This window comes from Paraburkholderia sp. PREW-6R (assembly GCF_039621805.1).
Taxonomy (GTDB): domain Bacteria; phylum Pseudomonadota; class Gammaproteobacteria; order Burkholderiales; family Burkholderiaceae; genus Paraburkholderia.
In genome coordinates this window covers 1742761-1760472 of sequence record NZ_CP155074.1, presented here as the reverse complement: position 1 = coordinate 1760472, position 17712 = coordinate 1742761, and the positions used below count along the sequence as shown (strand labels likewise).

General features: G+C 62.3%; 18 protein-coding genes. 11 read left to right on the top strand and 7 right to left on the bottom strand.

Going from position 1 to position 17712, the window contains the following annotated elements; genetic code table 11:
- Positions 1–73: 73 nt before the first annotated feature.
- Positions 74–673 (top strand): HAD-IA family hydrolase, encoded by a 600-nt coding sequence (locus AAGS40_RS23000; RefSeq protein ID WP_345815207.1) that lies wholly within the window; start codon positions 74–76, stop codon positions 671–673.
- Positions 674–790: 117 nt separating this feature from the next.
- Here the strand turns inward: AAGS40_RS23000 and AAGS40_RS22995 are convergent, their stop codons facing one another.
- Both AAGS40_RS22995 and AAGS40_RS22990 read right to left on the bottom strand, forming a co-directional pair.
- Positions 791–1147 (bottom strand): host attachment protein, encoded by a 357-nt coding sequence (locus tag AAGS40_RS22995; protein ID WP_345815206.1) that lies wholly within the window; start codon positions 1145–1147, stop codon positions 791–793.
- Positions 1148–1237: 90 nt separating this feature from the next.
- Positions 1238–2452, bottom strand: coding sequence for an alkene reductase (locus AAGS40_RS22990; RefSeq protein WP_345815205.1), 1215 nt, complete (start codon positions 2450–2452; stop codon positions 1238–1240).
- 394 nt (positions 2453–2846) lie between these two features.
- Here AAGS40_RS22990 and AAGS40_RS22985 point away from each other — a divergent pair, with 394 nt between their 5' ends.
- The 4 genes from AAGS40_RS22985 (at position 2847) to AAGS40_RS22970 (ending at position 5098) form a co-directional block, all read left to right on the top strand.
- Positions 2847–3089 (top strand): hypothetical protein, encoded by a 243-nt coding sequence (locus AAGS40_RS22985; RefSeq protein WP_345815204.1) that lies wholly within the window; start codon positions 2847–2849, stop codon positions 3087–3089.
- 28 nt (positions 3090–3117) lie between these two features.
- Positions 3118–3357 (top strand): DUF6566 family protein, encoded by a 240-nt coding sequence (locus AAGS40_RS22980; protein ID WP_345815203.1) that lies wholly within the window; start codon positions 3118–3120, stop codon positions 3355–3357.
- Between the two features lie 173 nt (positions 3358–3530).
- The gene (locus AAGS40_RS22975; protein WP_345815202.1) at positions 3531–4766 is read left to right on the top strand and encodes an FAD-dependent oxidoreductase; all 1236 of its coding nucleotides are present in this window, start codon (positions 3531–3533) and stop codon (positions 4764–4766) included.
- Positions 4767–4825: 59 nt separating this feature from the next.
- Positions 4826–5098, top strand: coding sequence for a UBP-type zinc finger domain-containing protein (locus tag AAGS40_RS22970; RefSeq protein ID WP_345815201.1), 273 nt, complete (start codon positions 4826–4828; stop codon positions 5096–5098).
- A gap of 53 nt (positions 5099–5151) precedes the next feature.
- Here the strand turns inward: AAGS40_RS22970 and AAGS40_RS22965 are convergent, their stop codons facing one another.
- The 3 genes from AAGS40_RS22965 to AAGS40_RS22955 form a co-directional block, all read right to left on the bottom strand.
- A complete protein-coding gene (locus tag AAGS40_RS22965) occupies positions 5152–7992 on the bottom strand; it encodes an ATP-dependent Clp protease ATP-binding subunit (RefSeq protein ID WP_345816554.1) in 2841 nt (946 codons plus the stop codon).
- 117 nt (positions 7993–8109) lie between these two features.
- On the bottom strand, positions 8110–8739 hold the full coding sequence (locus AAGS40_RS22960) for an Hsp20/alpha crystallin family protein (protein WP_345815200.1): 630 nt from the start codon (positions 8737–8739) through the stop codon (positions 8110–8112).
- A gap of 158 nt (positions 8740–8897) precedes the next feature.
- Positions 8898–9473, bottom strand: a complete 576-nt coding sequence (locus AAGS40_RS22955; protein ID WP_345815199.1) for a DUF308 domain-containing protein — start codon at positions 9471–9473, stop codon at positions 8898–8900.
- Positions 9474–9754: 281 nt separating this feature from the next.
- Here AAGS40_RS22955 and AAGS40_RS22950 point away from each other — a divergent pair, with 281 nt between their 5' ends.
- Complete coding sequence (locus tag AAGS40_RS22950; protein WP_345815198.1) at positions 9755–10189, top strand: PRC-barrel domain-containing protein; 435 nt, start codon at positions 9755–9757, stop codon at positions 10187–10189.
- 83 nt (positions 10190–10272) lie between these two features.
- Here AAGS40_RS22950 and AAGS40_RS22945 read toward each other — a convergent pair whose 3' ends face one another.
- Positions 10273–10767: an MgtC/SapB family protein gene (locus tag AAGS40_RS22945; protein ID WP_345815196.1), complete on the bottom strand. Its 495-nt coding sequence runs from the start codon at positions 10765–10767 to the stop codon at positions 10273–10275.
- 561 nt (positions 10768–11328) lie between these two features.
- On the opposite strand from AAGS40_RS22945, the gene AAGS40_RS22940 reads away from it, so the two are divergent.
- Positions 11329–12156 (top strand): AraC family transcriptional regulator, encoded by an 828-nt coding sequence (locus tag AAGS40_RS22940; protein ID WP_345815194.1) that lies wholly within the window; start codon positions 11329–11331, stop codon positions 12154–12156.
- Between the two features lie 128 nt (positions 12157–12284).
- On the opposite strand, the gene AAGS40_RS22935 is transcribed toward AAGS40_RS22940, so the two are convergent.
- Positions 12285–13187 carry a LysR family transcriptional regulator gene (locus AAGS40_RS22935; RefSeq protein ID WP_345815192.1) on the bottom strand — a complete coding sequence of 301 codons (903 nt, stop codon included), beginning with the start codon at positions 13185–13187 and terminating at the stop codon, positions 12285–12287.
- 117 nt (positions 13188–13304) lie between these two features.
- Between AAGS40_RS22935 and AAGS40_RS22930 the strand changes: the two genes are divergently transcribed.
- The 4 genes from AAGS40_RS22930 (at position 13305) to AAGS40_RS22915 (ending at position 17706) form a co-directional block, all read left to right on the top strand.
- A complete protein-coding gene (locus tag AAGS40_RS22930; protein ID WP_345815191.1) occupies positions 13305–14183 on the top strand; it encodes an alpha/beta hydrolase in 879 nt (292 codons plus the stop codon).
- Between the two features lie 4 nt (positions 14184–14187).
- Positions 14188–15606, top strand: a complete 1419-nt coding sequence (leuC, locus tag AAGS40_RS22925; RefSeq protein WP_345815190.1) for a 3-isopropylmalate dehydratase large subunit — start codon at positions 14188–14190, stop codon at positions 15604–15606.
- Positions 15603–16217 carry a 3-isopropylmalate dehydratase small subunit gene (leuD, locus tag AAGS40_RS22920; protein WP_345815188.1) on the top strand — a complete coding sequence of 205 codons (615 nt, stop codon included), beginning with the start codon at positions 15603–15605 and terminating at the stop codon, positions 16215–16217. Before leuC ends, leuD begins: the two co-directional genes overlap by 4 nt.
- A gap of 115 nt (positions 16218–16332) precedes the next feature.
- Positions 16333–17706: a dicarboxylate/amino acid:cation symporter gene (locus AAGS40_RS22915; protein ID WP_345815187.1), complete on the top strand. Its 1374-nt coding sequence runs from the start codon at positions 16333–16335 to the stop codon at positions 17704–17706.
- Positions 17707–17712: the final 6 nt, after the last annotated feature.

Sequence of the window (17712 nt, the reverse complement as noted above, 5' to 3'; positions counted from 1 at the left end):
TTTCCCCGTCTACATGCTGCTACGAAACGTACAGATTCGCGCCTCGTCTCTCCTGTTCGACATGGACGGCACTTTGCTCAACTCCCATGCACCGATGGTGCGCGCTTACACGGAGTGGGCAAACCGTTACGGGCTCGACCCCGCACATGTGCTGCGGGAGTCGCAGGGGCGCCGCACGATCGACTCGATGCGAGCGCTTGCGCCGCCGGGTGTCGATATCGAGTCGGACGCGCTCGCTTTAATGCAGCGCGAGCGCGACGACATGGACGGCGTGTTCGAAATCCCCGGCGCGGGCGCGTTGCTGCGTTCGCTGCCTGCGGACCGCTGGGCGATCGTGACCTCCGCCGATCGCAAGCTGGCGCTCAACCGCATTCAAGCGGCCGGCTTGCCGATCCCTGCGCTGCTGGTGAGTTCGGAAGACGTGCCGCACGGCAAGCCGTCGCCAGACTGTTTCCTGCTCGGTGCGCGCGGATTGAACGTCAGTGCGGACCGCTGCGTCGTGTTCGAGGACGCGCCTGCCGGCATCGAGGCGGGTTGGCGGGCCGGTGCGCGCGTCATTGCGATCGCCTCGCCACTCACGCAGGGCAAGCTCGGCAACCAGGACTGGTTGAACGATCTGAGCGGCATGACCGCATCCGTCGAGGGAAACGACCTCGTGCTGTCCATCGACTGATGACGGATCAGTCGCGCTCCGGATGGCGTTGAGCCTGTCTGGCACATCTTGCTTGCCTTCCGGTGGACACGTTACTTTGCCGCTTCCACACATTGATGCAACCTGCGACCGGTCACGTCAATGCCTTTGCAGGTGCGCCTGAATTTCGCGCGCATCGAGGGCCGACAGGTCTTCGTTGATCTCTTCGAAAATCATCTGACGCGTCTCCTCACTCAGACGCGCGCGCAGCATCCCCAGGAATTTCGGCTCCACGGCAAATCGCAATCGCTGATACCGTTGGTGGACCCGTCCCTTCTCGATGTAGTCGGCGACGGTCTTCGCGAATTTTTCACGGTCTTTATCCGTCAGCGTCGCTCCACTTGGGGCGACATTGACGAGATCCTCGATCTCCCGCAAGTCCAGTCTCAGGCCCGGTGTCTCGAAGATTCGAGCACGGCTGCCGTCCGCGACGACAACCCAGGTATTGACAGCCATGGTGCGCCCCTCCCAGCGTGAACGGTCGGCGGCTCGGCGGCGGCCGTCGCAGATTGTCGTTTGGCAGCGAGTTCGCCCGCCAGCGACAGCCTATCTCCAACGCCCGTCGATGACGGACCGGGGCGCCTCCCCGCGCTCCTGCGCGAGCGACGGATAGTCGGTATATCCGCGCTCGCCGCCTCCATAGAACGTGGACGGATCCGGCGAATTGAGCGGAGCGCGCGACCGGAGGCGTTCAGGCAGGTCGGGATTGGCGATGAACAGGCGTCCGAACGCAATCAGGTCCGCGTTGCCGTCCTCGAGCCATTTCTCGGCACTGCTGCCGTCGAAGCCGCCCGCGACCATCAGCACCCCGCGATAAGCGCTGCGTATCATCTCGTTCATGCGTTTTGCGCGCTCCGCGAAAGCGAGATCCTCACCGGTCGCCGCCAGCGCTGGGTTGACGATGTGCAGATAAGCCAGCCCATACCGGTTCAGCTTTTCGATGACGTAAGAAAAGGTCGCCTCCGGATCGTCGTCATGCATGTCATTGAAGGTACCGAGAGGCGAGAGCCGGACGCCGACCCTTTCCGGACCCCACACTTCGCAAACCGTTTCGATGACCTCGAGCAGCAGCCGCGCGCGACGCTCGCTCGATCCGCCATATTCATCCGTGCGCCGGTTCGTGCCGGACAACAGAAACTGGTCGAGAAGATAGCCGTTCGCGCTGTGCACTTCGACGCCGTCCATACCGGCGGTCTTTGCGTTGCGCGCACCCCGGAGGTATTGGCGCACAAGATACGGCATCTCTTCGACCTGCAGCGCGCGAGGCGTGACGCAGGGCGCGAGCACGCCTTCGCCGCGCTCGTTCTGAATGAACGCTTCCGCTCTTGGCAGGAGCGCAGATGGCGCAACCGGCAGCATTTCATCGGGCTGCAGCGAGGGGTGCGATATGCGTCCGACATGCCAGAGCTGCATGAACATCAATCCGCCCGCCTCGTGCACCGCGTCCGCCACGAGCCGCCAGCCTTCGACCTGCTCGCGACTATGGATCCCGGGCGTCCATGCGTAGCCCTGTCCCTGCATCGACACCTGCGTCGCTTCGCTGATGATGAGCGCGGCCGCTGCGCGCTGCGCGTAATAGCAGGCATTGAGTTGCGACGGTACGTTGCCTGGCTGGCTCGCGCGCGAACGCGTGAGCGGCCCCATCACGACACGATGACGGAGGTGATACGGTCCCACCCTGACGGGTTCGAACAGCTTGCGTAGTGGAACCTGTTGGTCGTGCTGCCCGGCTACCTTGGGCGCGATTTCCGTATCAGACATGAATTCGCTCCTTGCAATCTGGACGTGGGCGAAAGGCGCTGCCGTGGACGCTTCGAGGCGTCGGCGCAGTCCCACCGCAGAGGCCCGCTTTCCGCCGAGTCTAGCCATGACCCGCATGCGCTTCTTTCCAATTCCTGCTCAGATGTGTCGCGATTCTGCGGACCATTCGATCCACCGCTGCATCGGCGATCGGATGCGTGCCTGACCCGCGAATGGGGTTGCAGGCGTTCATGTCGGCCAGATCCGCCATGACAACACTGCGCAAGCCGCCGATTCTTCGACCATGCCTGAATTTGCGACTAGACTTGAAGCATCGTTCGCGCATGCTCGCGCAACAGGAACGTATGCGCCGTTCAGTGACAACCCGGACGCGCGACCAGAAGGAGTCGAACCGATGCCGAAGACCGTTCAATCGCCGGAGCATATTCGCGACGAGCTGGAGAAGCGCATGGCGAAAATCGGCGCTGACGTGCCGGGCGCTTTGCGCGTGCGCCTACCGCTGCCGGAGCGGCATCCGCCGGACGCCTCCGGCCGCAACTGGAACATCGTGCCGCTCGATGACCTCGGCGCGGATTACGCCCATCATCTCAAGAAGGTGATCGAAGACATGCGCACCGAGTTCGTGCTCCCAGATTGATGCCCTTGTCACGACACCGGAGCCACTGATGCATACGCACGCGTTTGAACATCGAGGCTACGAGATCGTGGTGCAGCCGGAGCAGAACGCGTACGGCGCGTGGCAGGCGAGGGTAAGCGTGCGCCGAGCCGATAGCACCGTGGCCGAATTCCGACCGGACACGGTGCAGCCGGAATGGCTTGCGCAAGAGGAGGCGGTGCGCGACGGCATTGAATGGGGCACACGCTTTGTCGATGACAAGGTGGAAGCGTCGCACCGCCCGATGTGATGGAAACCTCAGCAAAAGCGGATAAAAAACGGCGGTTTAGCGAAAGACGCTGCCCTTCGATCGACCGACACTGCACAATACGGGCGACTGCACTTGTCCCGGCGCAGCCGCCTCCCTGTCAGGCGCGTGAATAGCGAAGCGAGTTCTGAACCTCGTCAATGGGGGGCATATTCATGGTCAGGATCTATGGACGCATGCGCAGCTCGGCCGGCTACGCGATACGCGACTTCCTGCATCGCTCCGACATACCGTTCGAATGGATCGAGCTGGGTAGCGACAAAGAAGCCAAGGATCTGGCGCACGTGCAACATCTTTCCGATTCGCGCCTGCCCGTCTGTATCTTCCACGACGGAACGCGGCTCGAATGTCCGACCGTCCGGCAAATCACAGAGAAGCTCGGCTGGTTCGCGAATCCATCGCGCGAGGCCTACGATCTGGCCATTTACGGCGCAGGACCGGCGGGATTGAGCGCGGCGGTGTACGGTGCGTCCGAGGGGCTGCACACCGTGCTGGTCGAGCGCTGGGCGCTGGGCGGCCAGGCAGGCAGCAGTTCGAAGATAGAGAACTATCTGGGTTTTCCGCAGGGGCTGAGTGGTGCGGAACTCGCTGAGCGGGCGCGCGATCAGGCCATCAAGTTCGGCGCCGAAATCCTGCTGGCGCGCGCCGGCGTGCACGCTCAGTTTGTGCCTGGCGGCGGCGTCGTGTATCTGGATGACGGCACACGTATCACGGCGCGCACATCGATCTGCGCGACCGGCGTCGCATACCGGACACTCGGGCTGGCAGGCGAGGAGCACTTTCTCGGCGCGGGCCTTTATTACGGCGCCGGCGCGAGCGAGGCCGCGCTGACCCATGGCGAAGACGTGTATGTGGTGGGGGGCGGCAATTCGGCGGGACAGGCGACCTTGCATTTTTCGCAGTCAGCCAACCGCGTGTATATGCTTGTGCGGGACGCATCGCTTAAGAACACGTTGTCCCAGTACCTCGTGGATCGCATCACGTCGGCGCCGAACGTCGAAGTGTGCACGTGCACCGGAGTGACCGCGCTCGCGGGCAGTGACGTGTTGCAGGCGATCACGCTGACCGATGTGCGCACCGGTCGGCAACGCACGGTGAGGACGAGTTGGCTCTTCGTCTGCATTGGCGGCGTACCGCAGACCGAATGGGCGCAGGAGGTTGGCATTGTCCGCGACGAAGGCGGCTATCTCGTGACCGGTCCCGACTTGCAGGCTTATCAGGCGAACCTGAAATGGCCGCTCGAACGCGCGCCGCTGTATCTGGAAACGTGTATGCCAGGCGTATTCGCTGCGGGCGACGTCCGACATGCGTCGATCAAGCGCGTGGCGTCGGCGGTCGGCGAAGGTGCAATGGCGGTGGCGCTCGTGCATCGCTATCTGAATAGCGGTTGAGGGCAAGCGTAACCGTGGTCCACGTGCGTCTGCGCACAACCTGTCGGAGGAGTACGATCATGTCCCCTGAATGCACGCACCTGGGCGAGGCCCGCATCCTTCACACGCCCATCGACTATTGCGAGGACTGCGTGAAGCTTGGCCAGCCATGGGTGCATCTGAGGCTTTGCCTTTCGTGCGGATACGTCGGCTGTTGCGATTCGTCGCCCAACCGGCACGCGAGCAGGCATTTTCACGCGACCGGCCATCCGCTGGTACGTTCAATCGAGCCCGGCGAAACGTGGATCTGGTGCTATCGCGACGAGATCATCGTGGGTGAACTTGAATCGTGACGGTCACGCCGCCTGCTTGCGCGGCGGCGTGGCGATCTTTTCCGATGCCGGCGTCACGCATGCGCTGGTGCCTGCGCCGAAGCCTCGCTGGGCGCTTCCGTCGGCGCCGCTGCTTTCTGCACCCGCACGGAATGCGTTCCCGGGTCGTACGTCATGGTGACCTTGTCGCCGTCGTGCACGTCGCCTCCCAACAGCGCATCGGCGAGTTGCGACTCCACCTCCAGACGGATCTTGCGTTTGAGCATCCGCGCGCCGAACTCGGGGTCATAGCCGATCTGCGCCAGGTGCTCGCGCAAGCTGTCGTCGAAGGTCAGGTCGATGCCCTGGGCCAGCGCCGTACGCCGTACGCGCGCAAGTTGCAGATCGACAATGGTGCGAATCTGCTCCTTGCCGAGCGCATGAAACACCACCACCTCGTCGACGCGATTGAGGAACTCCGGCCTGAAATGATGGCGCAATACTTCCATCAACCGGTCCCGTAGTTCCGGATAATCGAGCTGCTTCGAATCTGCCTTTATGTTGTCCTGGATCAGCTGTGAACCGATATTGCTGGTCGCGATAATAATTGTGTTGGTGAAATCCACCAGACGTCCCCGGCCGTCGGTAAGCCGCCCTTCGTCGAACAGTTGCAGCAGCAGGTTGTGCACCTCCGAGTTCGCCTTTTCGATTTCGTCGAGCAGCACGACGCAATAGGGCCTGCGCCGCACGCGCTCGGTAAGCTGGCCGCCTTCCTCGTAGCCGACATATCCGGGCGGCGCGCCGACGAGCCGTGCCACGGTATGACGCTCGGAATACTCGCTCATGTCGATGCGCACCAGTGCGTTCTCGTCGCCGAACACCGAAGCGGCCAGCGCCTTCGCGAGTTCGGTCTTGCCCACACCCGTGGGTCCGAGAAAAAGGAAGCTTGCAGTCGGCTTGCCGGCCTCGGTCAACCCCGCGCGCGAAAGCCGTACTGCTTTGGCGACCGCGGAGACGGCTTCATCCTGGCCGACCACACGCTCCTTCAGGTGGTCTTCGAGTCGCAACAGCTTCTCGCGGTCTTCCGCCGTGAGTTCAGATAACGGCACGCCCGTGAGCGACGACACGATCTGCGCAATGTCTTCCGCCGTGACTTCCTGCGAGCTGGTGCCGCGTTCCTTCTTCCATGTCTCAGTCGTTTCATGCAGCTGTTTCTGTTCCGCGACGAGCCGTTCTTCCAGTTGCTTGGCTTTGTCGAATTGTTTCGCAGCGCTGGCCGCGTCCTGTTCCTGCTTGATGCGGCGGATGCTCGCCTCGATATCGTGCAGTGGTTGCGGACGCGAGCTCGATGAAATGCGCACGCGGGCGGCGGCCTGATCCAGCAGATCGATTGCCTTATCGGGCAAAAAGCGTGCGGCGATGTAGCGGTCCGAGAGTTTTGCCGCAGCAGCGATTGCCCCTTCCGTGATCTTTACCTTGTGATGCGCTTCGAGCCGGTCACGCAGGCCACGCAGGATCTCGATCGTTTCCTCGACGCCAGGCTCGGGCACCATCACGGGCTGAAAGCGCCGCTCCAAAGCCGAGTCCTTTTCAATGTACTTCTGGTATTCGTTCAACGTCGTCGCACCTACGAGGTGCAGCTCGCCGCGGGCGAGCGGGGGCTTGAAGACATTGCCGATATCGAGGCCGCCTTCGCCGCCGCCCTGGCCGGCGCCGACAATGGTGTGCAGTTCGTCGATAAATACGACCAGACGGTCCTGGTTCTCGATAATCTCATCGAGCACCTGCTTGACGCGTTCTTCGAACTCGCCGCGATACTTCGCACCTGCCACGACGCTATTGATGTTCAGTTCGACCACGCGCTTGCCGCGCAGCACTTCCGGCACCTGGTCCTGCGCAATGCGCTGTGCGAGGCCTTCGACGATTGCGGTCTTGCCCACGCCGGGTTCGCCAATCAGCACCGGATTGTTCTTGCGGCGCCGCGCGAGCACTTCAATGGTAGTTTCGATTTCCCTGTCACGGCCGATCACCGGATCGAGCTTGCCCTGACGCGCGAGCGCGCTCAGATCGCGCGCGTACTTGTCCAGCGTGGGCGTGGTGGAGCGACCTTCCGTCTTGCCGTCTTCGGCCCCCTTGCCGACCACCTTGACTGCCTTTTGCCGCAGCGATTGCGGCGACAGCCCGAGCTTGCGCAGCAAATCACCCGCAAAGCCGTCTTCTTCCTCGACGAGTCCAATCAGGATGTGCTCCGGACCGACATAGCTGTGACCCATTTCCAGCGACGACTTCAACGCATTTTCCAGCGCGCTCTTGGCGCGAGGCGACACGCCGATCTGCTCGTTGTCGGCCGGTTCCTTGCGGGTGCCGCGCGGCGCGGTCTGGTCGATGGTTCTCCTGATCTCTTCGGGGTCGAGCTTGAATCCGTGCAGGATTTCCTGCACCACATTGTTATCGGCGAGCGCCAGCAGCAGGTGTTCCGTATCGACCTCGTTCTTCCCATATTCGACCGCTGCTTGCGCCGCGGCCTGCAGGCGGTCCAGACCGCTCTGGCTCAGATAGGTCTGCAGGTCCACCGCTTCGCGCGCCCGGCGATGCCGGCGTGTGCGGCCGCCTGGTTGTCCGCCCGTTGAATCTTCCGTGTGCCCGCTGATGGCGCCTGGTCCCTGATCCGCCGCGTCGGAGGGTCCGGGCGCGCGTCCGATCCGCGAGCGGCTGCCACGGCCGGTTGCCGTTTGTGGCCACATATCGTCGAACAGGCTTTCGAACAGTCCGCCGTGAAAGAGCGACTCTAGCGGCGACAGGCGGCGCTGATTGCGCGCCATGAACTCCATGTAGTGCTGGTCGCACAGCATCAGCTGACGGCGATGGCCGTTTTCGGTGATCGTGATCTGCGAGGTGGCGGGCTTTCCACAAACGCTGCACTCGGCCATGATGATCTCCTTTTCGTCGGTGCGGGCATCGCTTCCCGAGCGGGTAGGGGTGAGCGGAAAATATCGGTTTCTCTACGTCTTCCGCGGTTTCACCATTGGCATGACCGCAGAGTGCCGAGGGGATTATTTGATCTCGATGCGGCGCTTCACGGCCGGTTCTCCGGCCACTTTGGGCAGGCGCAGCGTCAGCACGCCGTTTTCAAAGCGGGCCTCTGCCCGATCGAGATCAATGTCCGCCGGCAGCGGGACCGCGCGCTGAAAATGTCCGAACGACCGCTCGACCCGATAGCATCCCTGTTCTTCGCTCGTCGATTCGAAGCGCTTGTCGCCGCTGATGATCAGCATGTCTTCTATCACTTCGAGTTCGACGTCGTCGCGGGTCATGCCCGGCAATTCGGCGACGATACGCAGTGCGTCGCTCTCATCGGTGACGTCGATCCGCGGTTGAAACTCGCTTGCGCTGAAGTCGCCAAACCAGCTTTTGAGCGGCCCGGAGGCTCCGAAAGGATCGCGGATCAGATCGGCGATCAGATGAATCGGATCGGGCAACGGCCAGTTGGCATGCGCCAACGATACCGGCGCAGGCGCGGCTGCCGACGCGGCACCGTTACCCGTCTGTGTGTCAGTCTGTTGCCCGTTTTGCCGGGCATCCTGTTGTCCGGTGGGCGGCGCTTCGGCGAGGCCGGATGCACCTTTTTGCGCGTTCGAGCGTAGAAACCGGAACGGATTCCATCTGTCGAGATCCAGAGGCATGTGATTCTCCTTACGTGAGGTACGCCAGTGCCAGACCTGGGGCTGGATCACTGGAGACGACGGGCCGTCCATTCGACTCTCCGGAGATGAGAGGCGCGGCCGCGCGACGGCGGCCGCGCGGTCTCACGTTGTGCTGCAGGCGTGCGCGAGTGGTGCGATCACGGATGCAACGGCGCGTGTGGCTCGCCGCTCGGGCCTTCACGGTGCCAGGCACGTGCTGTGATGCCGAGTACGAACAGCAGCGCGCCCGTGAACAGCGCATACACGCCGATCACCCAGACGAGCGCCAGTGCGCCAGCGCCCGGAAAGAGCAGCACAAAGATGCCGAACAGCAGGGACACCACGCCGGTGAGCACCAGCATCCACGCATTGCGCAGGCGCCCGTGCAGCCGGGCTGCCGAGATCAGATCGAATACCCCGGTGATAACGGCATTTGCACCGATGACGGCCACCAGCGCGAGCGCACCAATGCCCGGTAGTAGTACGGCGATCAGGCCGGCGCCGATGCTGCAAAGGCCGAGCAGCAAGGGCACCCACCAGCCGGCGTGTGTCGCGCGGTAACGAATGGCTCCGACGATCGCAACAATGCCACCGACGATCGCGTAGGCGCTAAAGAGATTAATAAGCAGTAGCAGAGTAAGAGCCGGCCAGAATAGCGCCAGACTGCCGAACAGAAGCGCTACCGTCCCACGCAGAATGAGCATCCACCACGCGCGTCCAAGCAGTTCGTCCATGTGGAACTCCGAGCCGTGCCGTCATGCAATGAACTTGAGTCTAGGCTCCGGACAGCTGGGATTCTTTCGCGTTTCTGCCATGCGTTCCGCAATTCTGCATTCGTTCACGAGGGGCTCGCCATGCCATCCAGACGCATGAAAAATGACACGATCCATCGCCGCTTTTTTATAGCGGTTTGCTGCGGGAACTTCTAACATGGACTAACGCTGCGTACGTTGTGGCCTGGCTGTTTTAGTGCGGGCCCGGCATCGCACCTCAACGCCAGAGCGAAGGGAATCTCATGAAAACGAATCTCCTTGTATTGCTGCTCGCGTCGTCGCTTGGATTCGTTCCAGACGCAAACGCCCAGGTGGCCGGCACCCAGCCGCTTGGTGTCAGCGTGGCAGAATCGGCCGCGATCGTGGCAGGCTGGAGCGTGAGAAAGTCGATCATGGACAAGCCCGTCTTCAACGAGAAGGATGAGCGTGTCGGCGTCATTCATGACATTATCGTGGCGCCGGATCGTTCCGTATCGTTTGCAATCGTCGCCGCAAACCAGTTTCTGGGGGTGGCGCATCATGACGTCGCCATCCCGATCGAGCAGCTCGATTTCGTCAATGGCAAATTGGTGCTAGCCGGTGCGACGAAAGATGCGATCAAGGCGCTGCCAGAGTTTCAATACACGAAGGTACGCGCAACACCTGAAGCGAGGTCCGAGTACAGCGAGCATCACTGATCAGGTATCGCAGCGCCATCATTGATGCTTTTGACGCGGCCTATCCGTTCCGCGGGCAGTGCGCGGCCTGGCGCGCCACCGTGTTACTCGTCGTGCCGTGTGATGGCCGCCTGCTCCTCGGGTGACTTTCGTAGCCAGCGCCGGTGCAACGCTCGTTCAACGCGGCCGCCGACCGAAAGCAGCAGCAGGAGAAGGGCGGTGGCAATACCCGCAATCTGCCATGCGCCTATGCCGCACACAATGCCAAGCGCGGCGGTGACCCAGATCGAAGCCGCTGTCGTCAAGCCGCTAATCTTGCCGGTGGCGCGGTTTTGCAGGATGACGCCGGCACCGAGAAAACCGATGCCCGTAATCACGCCTTGAATCGCACGACCGGCGTCGCTGTTGTCATTCAGACCGTGTAGTTCGAAGGACATGCCTGCCATCGTGACGAGACAGGCGCCGAGCGCAACGAGGCCGAGCGTCTTGACGCCGGTAGGCTTGCCATGCAGGTTTCGATCGAGCCCGACGATACAGCCCACGAGCACGCCCGCGACCATGCGCAAGATTACCTCTGACAATTGCACATGTGAAATCATTGACCCCCCGCTAAGGTGTGCACATCACGGTGCAGTCCGCGAGCAGCTGGCCGCCCGTTACAGTCTAGTGCCGGGCGGAGCAAATTGATGAGGCGGCAAACGCCGCTCAGGAGACTCTTCAACATGCAAGCCGAAGTCGTCCTCTTGCGATCGCAGCGATCGGTCGGCTCGACATGGAACGATGCGGAACAGGCGTAAGTTGTCCGAAATGTGACTGCCTCAGCGGATACCTTCTTTACTATCTGTCACTTCAACTACTTATGAGACACCGATGATGACGACGTTGTCGGGCAACCTTACAGACCGCGCATACCGCTCCTTCGTTTGCGCTGCGTGATGTCCGGCATAAACAGCCATCCCGAAGAATGCGTTCTGAACGGATGGTCAGGTATGAAACCTACGATCGATCGAGCGTCGACTGAGTGACCCGGCGATAGCTCAGCAGTGCCTCCAGACGAGGCGATGGTTGCTTCTGATATATGACGAATCCGCCTTGGGCGGCCTTGAACTCCACCTTAAGCTCGGGTGTGCGGCGAGGCAGAAAGGAGGGCGTTGCTCATCATGAAACCAGCAACAGGATCGACTTCGGATGACGGCGTCGGGTGCCAACCGATGAATGTCGCTTTAGCCGCTGGCGGCCTGAAACCGGTGTCGGGATTTCGGCTCGTTGTACCGACAGGCAACACTGTTGTACGCGCTGCGGGCATCGACGATCTCGGGACGAATCATTCCATTTCAATCAGTGCACCGTTTGTCTCCATCCTTCCGGTGGGGGCGCAGTTCGCGACCATTACTGACGACCCGCCGAATGGATGGGTGATCGCACTTAAACCGGGCTTACCCGGGCAAGCTTCGCAAGATGCGTGCGACGCGATCCCTAAATGGACCCGGTTCTGGGACCCGTTTTTGAGCGAAACCGCAGAAACGTTGAATGCTTTGCTTCACGCGGATCTCATCGACGCAGCGTGCGCCGACGCGTTTGCGGATGTCGTCTCGGTGCATATCGCTGTCCGCTATGGGCACTGTGCAGGCGCGGCCGGTCCGCCCCTGCCTCTTACGCGTCAGAGGTTGACTCGCATTGAAGCCTTCGTTCGTGAGCATATTGCCGAAACCATTCTGGTCGAGCACCTTGCAGTGCTGGTGCACATGAGTGCATCGAACTTCGCGCGGGCCTTCAAAATGGCGACAGGTACGCCGCCCCATCTATACGTGACGCTCGAACGAGTGAAATTTGCGAGGACGATGTTGCGCGAGGAAACCATTCCCCTGGTTGACGTTGGCGCGCGCGCGGGCTTTCAGACTCAGCAGCATTTCACCGAAGTGTTTCATCGATACGACGGCATGACCCCGCGTGCTTTCCGGCTAGCCCACCGAAGCGCCGACAGATGACGCATCTTGCGAAGTTGCCAACGACCTTGCGAGGGTCGGCATTCGAAGCGCGCTTGTCGGCCAACCAGCGTCATTCGATGCCGGCGCGTAAAGGCGCCGTTCGTTTCGGTGCGCAACAGGAAGACGCGTCACGCGAGATTCGCTGGCCTGCGCAGATACTCGCCGAGGAAGTCGACAAACGTCCTGAGTTTGACCGAAAGCTGATTGCGCTCCAGATAGATCGCGTGAATGTTGGCATCCGGCAGTGTCCAGTCCGCGAGCAACGGCACGAGTTCGCCACGCGCCAGGTGTCCTTCGATCTCCCACTGCGATCGTACGACGATCCCCCGACCTTCGAGCGCCCAATGAAGAACGACGCTGCCGTCGTTGCTGGACAACGCTCCATCGACCTTGACCGTTTCGGTGCGCTTGCCGCGAGAAAAATACCACGTGCCGTAAGCCGACTCGTTCTCGCGCAGAACGATGCACGCATGCCGTGTCAGGTCGTGCGGCACGGAGGGCCTGCCGTGCCGCGCCAGGTAAGCAGGCGACGCGCATACCAGCCGCCTGTTTTCGAGCAGCAGGCGTGCGTTGATACGTGCGTCCGGCACCTCGCCGAAGCGAATGCCAAGATCGAAGCCTTCGCCCTGTAGGCTCACCGGCCGGTCCGTCAGGTGCAACATGATTTTCATCGCGGGATAGCGCTCGACGAACTCCGACACCGCGGGCGCGATACGCGCCCGCCCGAACCCGAACGACGCGTTGACCCGTAACAAGCCGGTCGGTTCGCCACGGCTTTGCGTGACGCGATGCTCCAGTTCCGACAACTCGTCGAGAATGCGCGAGCCGTTTGACAGGTAAAGCTCGCCCTCCGGTGTGAGGCTCAGACGCCGTGTCGTCCGATTCATCAAGCGCACGCCGAGGCGACGTTCCAGTTGCGCCAGCCGCTTGCTGACTGCAGGCGGCGTCACGCCAACCTCGCGCGCCGCCGCCGCGAGGTTCCGGTGGCGCGCCACGAGTGCGAACAGGCTCAGGTCCGAGAAACCATCCATTCCGTCCCCTCCTAAAGATCAAGCGATTCGTTACTTCAGGTTACGACCGGAATGCTTGGCAGGAAATCAGGTCGGCCTGTTCATCAATTAGACTTGAATCACGATCAGGAGACAATCATGTTCGAAGGCTTCAGCAACGTTTCGACAACCGTCGACGGCATACGCATTCACGCGGTCCAGGCCGGGCGCGGCCCCGCGCTTCTGCTTTTGCACGGACATCCGCAAACGCATGCGATCTGGCACAAGGTCGCGCCGACGCTCGCCGAGCATTTCACGGTGATCGCTGCGGACTTGCGCGGCTACGGCGACAGCGGCAAGCCGCAGGGCGCAGCGGATCACGCGAACTACGCGAAGCGCCGCATGGCGCTCGATCAGGTCGAACTGATGCGCGGCCTCGGCCATCAGCGCTTCAGCGTCATCGGCCACGATCGGGGCGGGCGCGTCGCGGCCCGCATGGCGCTCGATCATCAGGAGGCCGTGACGCGCCTCGTGACGCTCGATGTCGCGCCGACGCTCGCAATGTACGAGCAGACTTCGTTCGACTTTGCGCGCGCCTACTGGCACTGGTTCATGCTGGTGCGCCCGGCCCCGTTCCCGGAGACGCTCATCCGTGCGGACCCCGATCTCTATCTCAGGCAGACCATCGGCGCGCGCAGCGCCGGGCTTGCGCCGTTCACGCCGGCCGCTTACGCCGACTATCTGCGGTGTCTGTCCGACCCTGACACGGCGCACGGCATCTGCGAGGACTATCGGGCAAGCGTGACGGTCGACCTCGAACACGACCGTGCGACGCTCGCCTCCGGGCAGCGGATCGGCTGTCCGTTCATGGCGTTCTGGGGCGCGCAGGGCGTGATCGAACAATGCTTCGATCCGCTCACCGAATGGCGGGCGTATGCGCCGAACGTACGGGGCGAAGCGCTGCCTTGCGGCCACTACATTCCCGAAGAAGCGCCGCAGCAGTTGCTCGCGCGCGTGCTGCCTTTCTTGAGCGAGTAATCTCATGTCCGACCGAACCCTTTACCAGAAGCTCGTCGATTCGCACACGGTGTCGCGTATCGACGAACAGAACGTGCTGCTGTATGCGGATCTGCATCTGATGAACGAGTACACCAGCCCGCAAGCGTTCAGCGCGCTCGACGCACGCCGTCGCGCGGTGCGCCGTCCGCGCCAGCACCTCGCCGTCGTGAGCCACATCATTCCCACGCATGCGGAGTCGCCGCGCGTGATTCGCGATGCAGCGTCGTTGCTGCAGGCGCAGAACCTCGCGCGCAACTGCGAGCAAGGCGGCATACGGCTCCTCGCCGCGGACGATCCGCTGCAGGGCATTGAGCATATCGTCGCGCCGGAGCTCGGGCTGATTCGTCCCGGCATGGTCGTACTGTGCGGAGACAGCCATACCACCACGTACGGCGCACTCGGCGCATTGGGCTTTGGCATCGGCACCTCGGAAGTCGAGCACGTGCTCGCCACCCAAACGCTCGTGTACCGGCTCGCGCGGACCATGCGCATCACGGTCGATGGCCCGCTTCCGTATGGCACGTCATCGAAGGACGTCGTCATCTGGATCATCAGCAGGATCGGCGCGCAAGGTGCGCGCGGTTATGCCGTGGAGTTTGCCGGTTCGACGATCGCATCGCTTTCGGCCGAGGCCCGCATGACCTTGTGCAACATGACCGTCGAAGCCGGCGCGCGTGCGGCGCTGATCGCTCCGGATGCGACCACCTTCGACTACGTGCGCGCCCACACACCGTCACTCGACGAAACTGCATGGCAAGCCGCGCTCGAAGACTGGCGCGACCTCTATACCGATGTCGGCGCGCGCTTTGACATCGAGCATCGCTTCGACGCACGGAGCATCGCCCCGTTCGTCACCTGGGGCACGAGTCCTGACCAGGCGGTCGCGATCGATCAGCCGATTCCCGACGAAGCTTCGCAAGCGACGCACGAAGCCGCCGCGTCGCTGCGCCGCGCGCTCGACTACATGGGACTTGCTGCCAATCAATCGATTGCCGGTACGCGCATCGACCGTGTGTTCATCGGCTCGTGCACCAACGGGCGCATCGAAGACTTGCGCACGGTGGCCGAGATCGTGCGCGGCAAGCGCGTCGCAAAAGGTGTGCGCGCGATGGTCGTGCCGGGCTCCGGAAGCGTGCGCCGGGCCGCTGAACAGCAAGGGATCGCGAGGACGCTGCTCGATGCGGGCTTCGAATGGCGCGAGCCGGGCTGCTCGATGTGCCTCGCGATGAACGACGACGTGCTCGGCGCGGGCGAGCGGTGTGCGTCCACCACCAACCGTAATTTCGAAGGCCGCCAGGGACGCGGAGGCCGCACGCACCTGATGAGTCCGGCAATGGCGGCCGCTGCGGCGATCACTGGCGCCATTACCGATGTCCGCACGTTGGAGGCATCCGCATCATGACCCGACTCACGACTATTCAAGGCAGCGCTGTGCCGTTGCCGATCGACAACCTCGACACCGACCAGATCATGCCGAAGCAGTTCCTGCGCATCATCGACAAGGCGGGTCTCGCGGACGGTCTGCTGTACGACCTGCGCTTCGACGAGCGCGGTGTGCCTCGCACTGACTGCGTGCTCAACCAGAGCACGTACGCAAACGCGCGCATTCTTATTGGAGGCGCGAACTTCGGCTGCGGATCGAGCCGCGAACATGCGGTATGGGGTCTGCAGCAGTACGGTTTTCAGGCGGTGATCGCGCCGAGCTCCGCGGAGATATTCTATTCAAATGCAATGAATAACCGGCTGCTGCTCGTGCAACTCGAACGCGAGGCGATCGATGCGCTGACGCACGAGGCTGTCGCAACACCCGGCACAGCGATCTCGATCGATCTCGAACAACAGACCGTGAGTTCTGCGTCGGGCGCGCGGTACGCCTATCCAATCGGCGCGCGCCATAAGCGCATGGTGATCGAAGGCATGGATACCGTTGATCTGACGCTCGACTCGCTCGCCGCAATCGAAGCGTTCGAACAGTTGCATTTCGCGCGGCATCCCTGGGCCCAGGTGATGTAAGCGCCCCAGCGCCGCGCAACGCGCGCCGCGCGGATCCGCTGTTTCAGCCAGGCCGATTCCCTTCCGACCGAAGAAGGGGAGGGCATCCCTTTGCCTCGAAAAATGGAGGAGACACATGAAGCGCAAACCGTTCTACATGATTCTATATGTGCAGGTGCTGGCAGCCATCGTCGCCGGCGTGCTGCTCGGCCATTTCGCGCCGCACGCGGCGATTGCATTCAGGCCACTCGGCGATCTGTTCATCAAGCTCGTGCGGATGATCATCGGGCCGGTGATTTTTTGCACCGTCGTGTCGGGTATCGCAGGCATGCAGGACATGAAGAAAGTCGGCCGCGTCGGCGGCAAGGCGCTGCTCTATTTCGAGGTCGCATCCACCCTCGCGCTAGGGATCGGTTTGCTGGCCGCGCACGTGATCGCGCCGGGCAACGGTTTCAACGTCGATCCATCGACGCTCGATGCACGCGCTGTGTCAGGCTATGTGGCGCAGGCGGCGCATGGCGACGGCATCGCCGGATTTATTGAGCATGTGATACCCGACACGTTTCTGGGCGCGCTGGTGCAGGGCGACATCCTTCCCGTGCTGCTGATCGCGATGCTGTTCGGCACGGCGCTCGCGCTGATGGGTGAGCCCGCCAGGCCCGTCACACAGATGATCGAAACCTTGTCCAAAGCATTTTTCCGCATTGTCCGGATGGTCACGAGTCTCGCGCCGATCGGCGCTTTCGGGGCGATGGCGTTCACGATAGGTCGTTACGGCATCGTTTCGCTGTTGCCGATGCTGAAGCTGATCGGCGCATTCTATTTCACCGCGTTTCTGTTCGTGGCGGTCGTGCTCGGCACCGTCGCGCGTCTGTGCGGGTTCCGCCTCTGGCGTTTCCTTGCCTATATCCGCGACGAACTGCTGATCGTACTCGGCACATCGACGTCCGAAGCGGCGCTGCCACAACTGATGGACAAGCTCGAACGTCTGGGCTGCCCGCGTGCGGTGGTGGGGCTCGTGGTGCCAACCGGGTACTCGTTCAATCTCGATGGGACCAACATTTACATGACGCTCGCGGTGCTGTTTCTCGCGCAGGCGACCAACACGCATCTTTCGTTTGCGCAACAAATCACGCTGTTGCTCGTCACGATGCTGACTTCGAAGGGATCGACCGGCGTAACGGGCGCGGGCTTCATCACGCTTGCTGCGAGTCTGTCCGTGATTCCGACCGTTCCCGTCAGCGCAATGGTGTTGATCCTCGGCGTTGATCGCTTCATGTCCGAATGCAGGGCGTTGACCAATATCGTCGGCAATGGCGTGGCAACGATCGTGGTATCGGCATGGGAAGGGGAGCTCGATCGAACCAAGCTCACGATGGCGTTGGGCAGTGAGGAGCAGGTCCGAGGCGGTTCGCGGACCCCGAAAACGCCTGCGCCTGCGTCTGCGCTGTCAATCAGTACCACAGCGCAGGCGCAGATAGAAAGGAAACAGATGGGCTGTAGCGATTGATGCGAC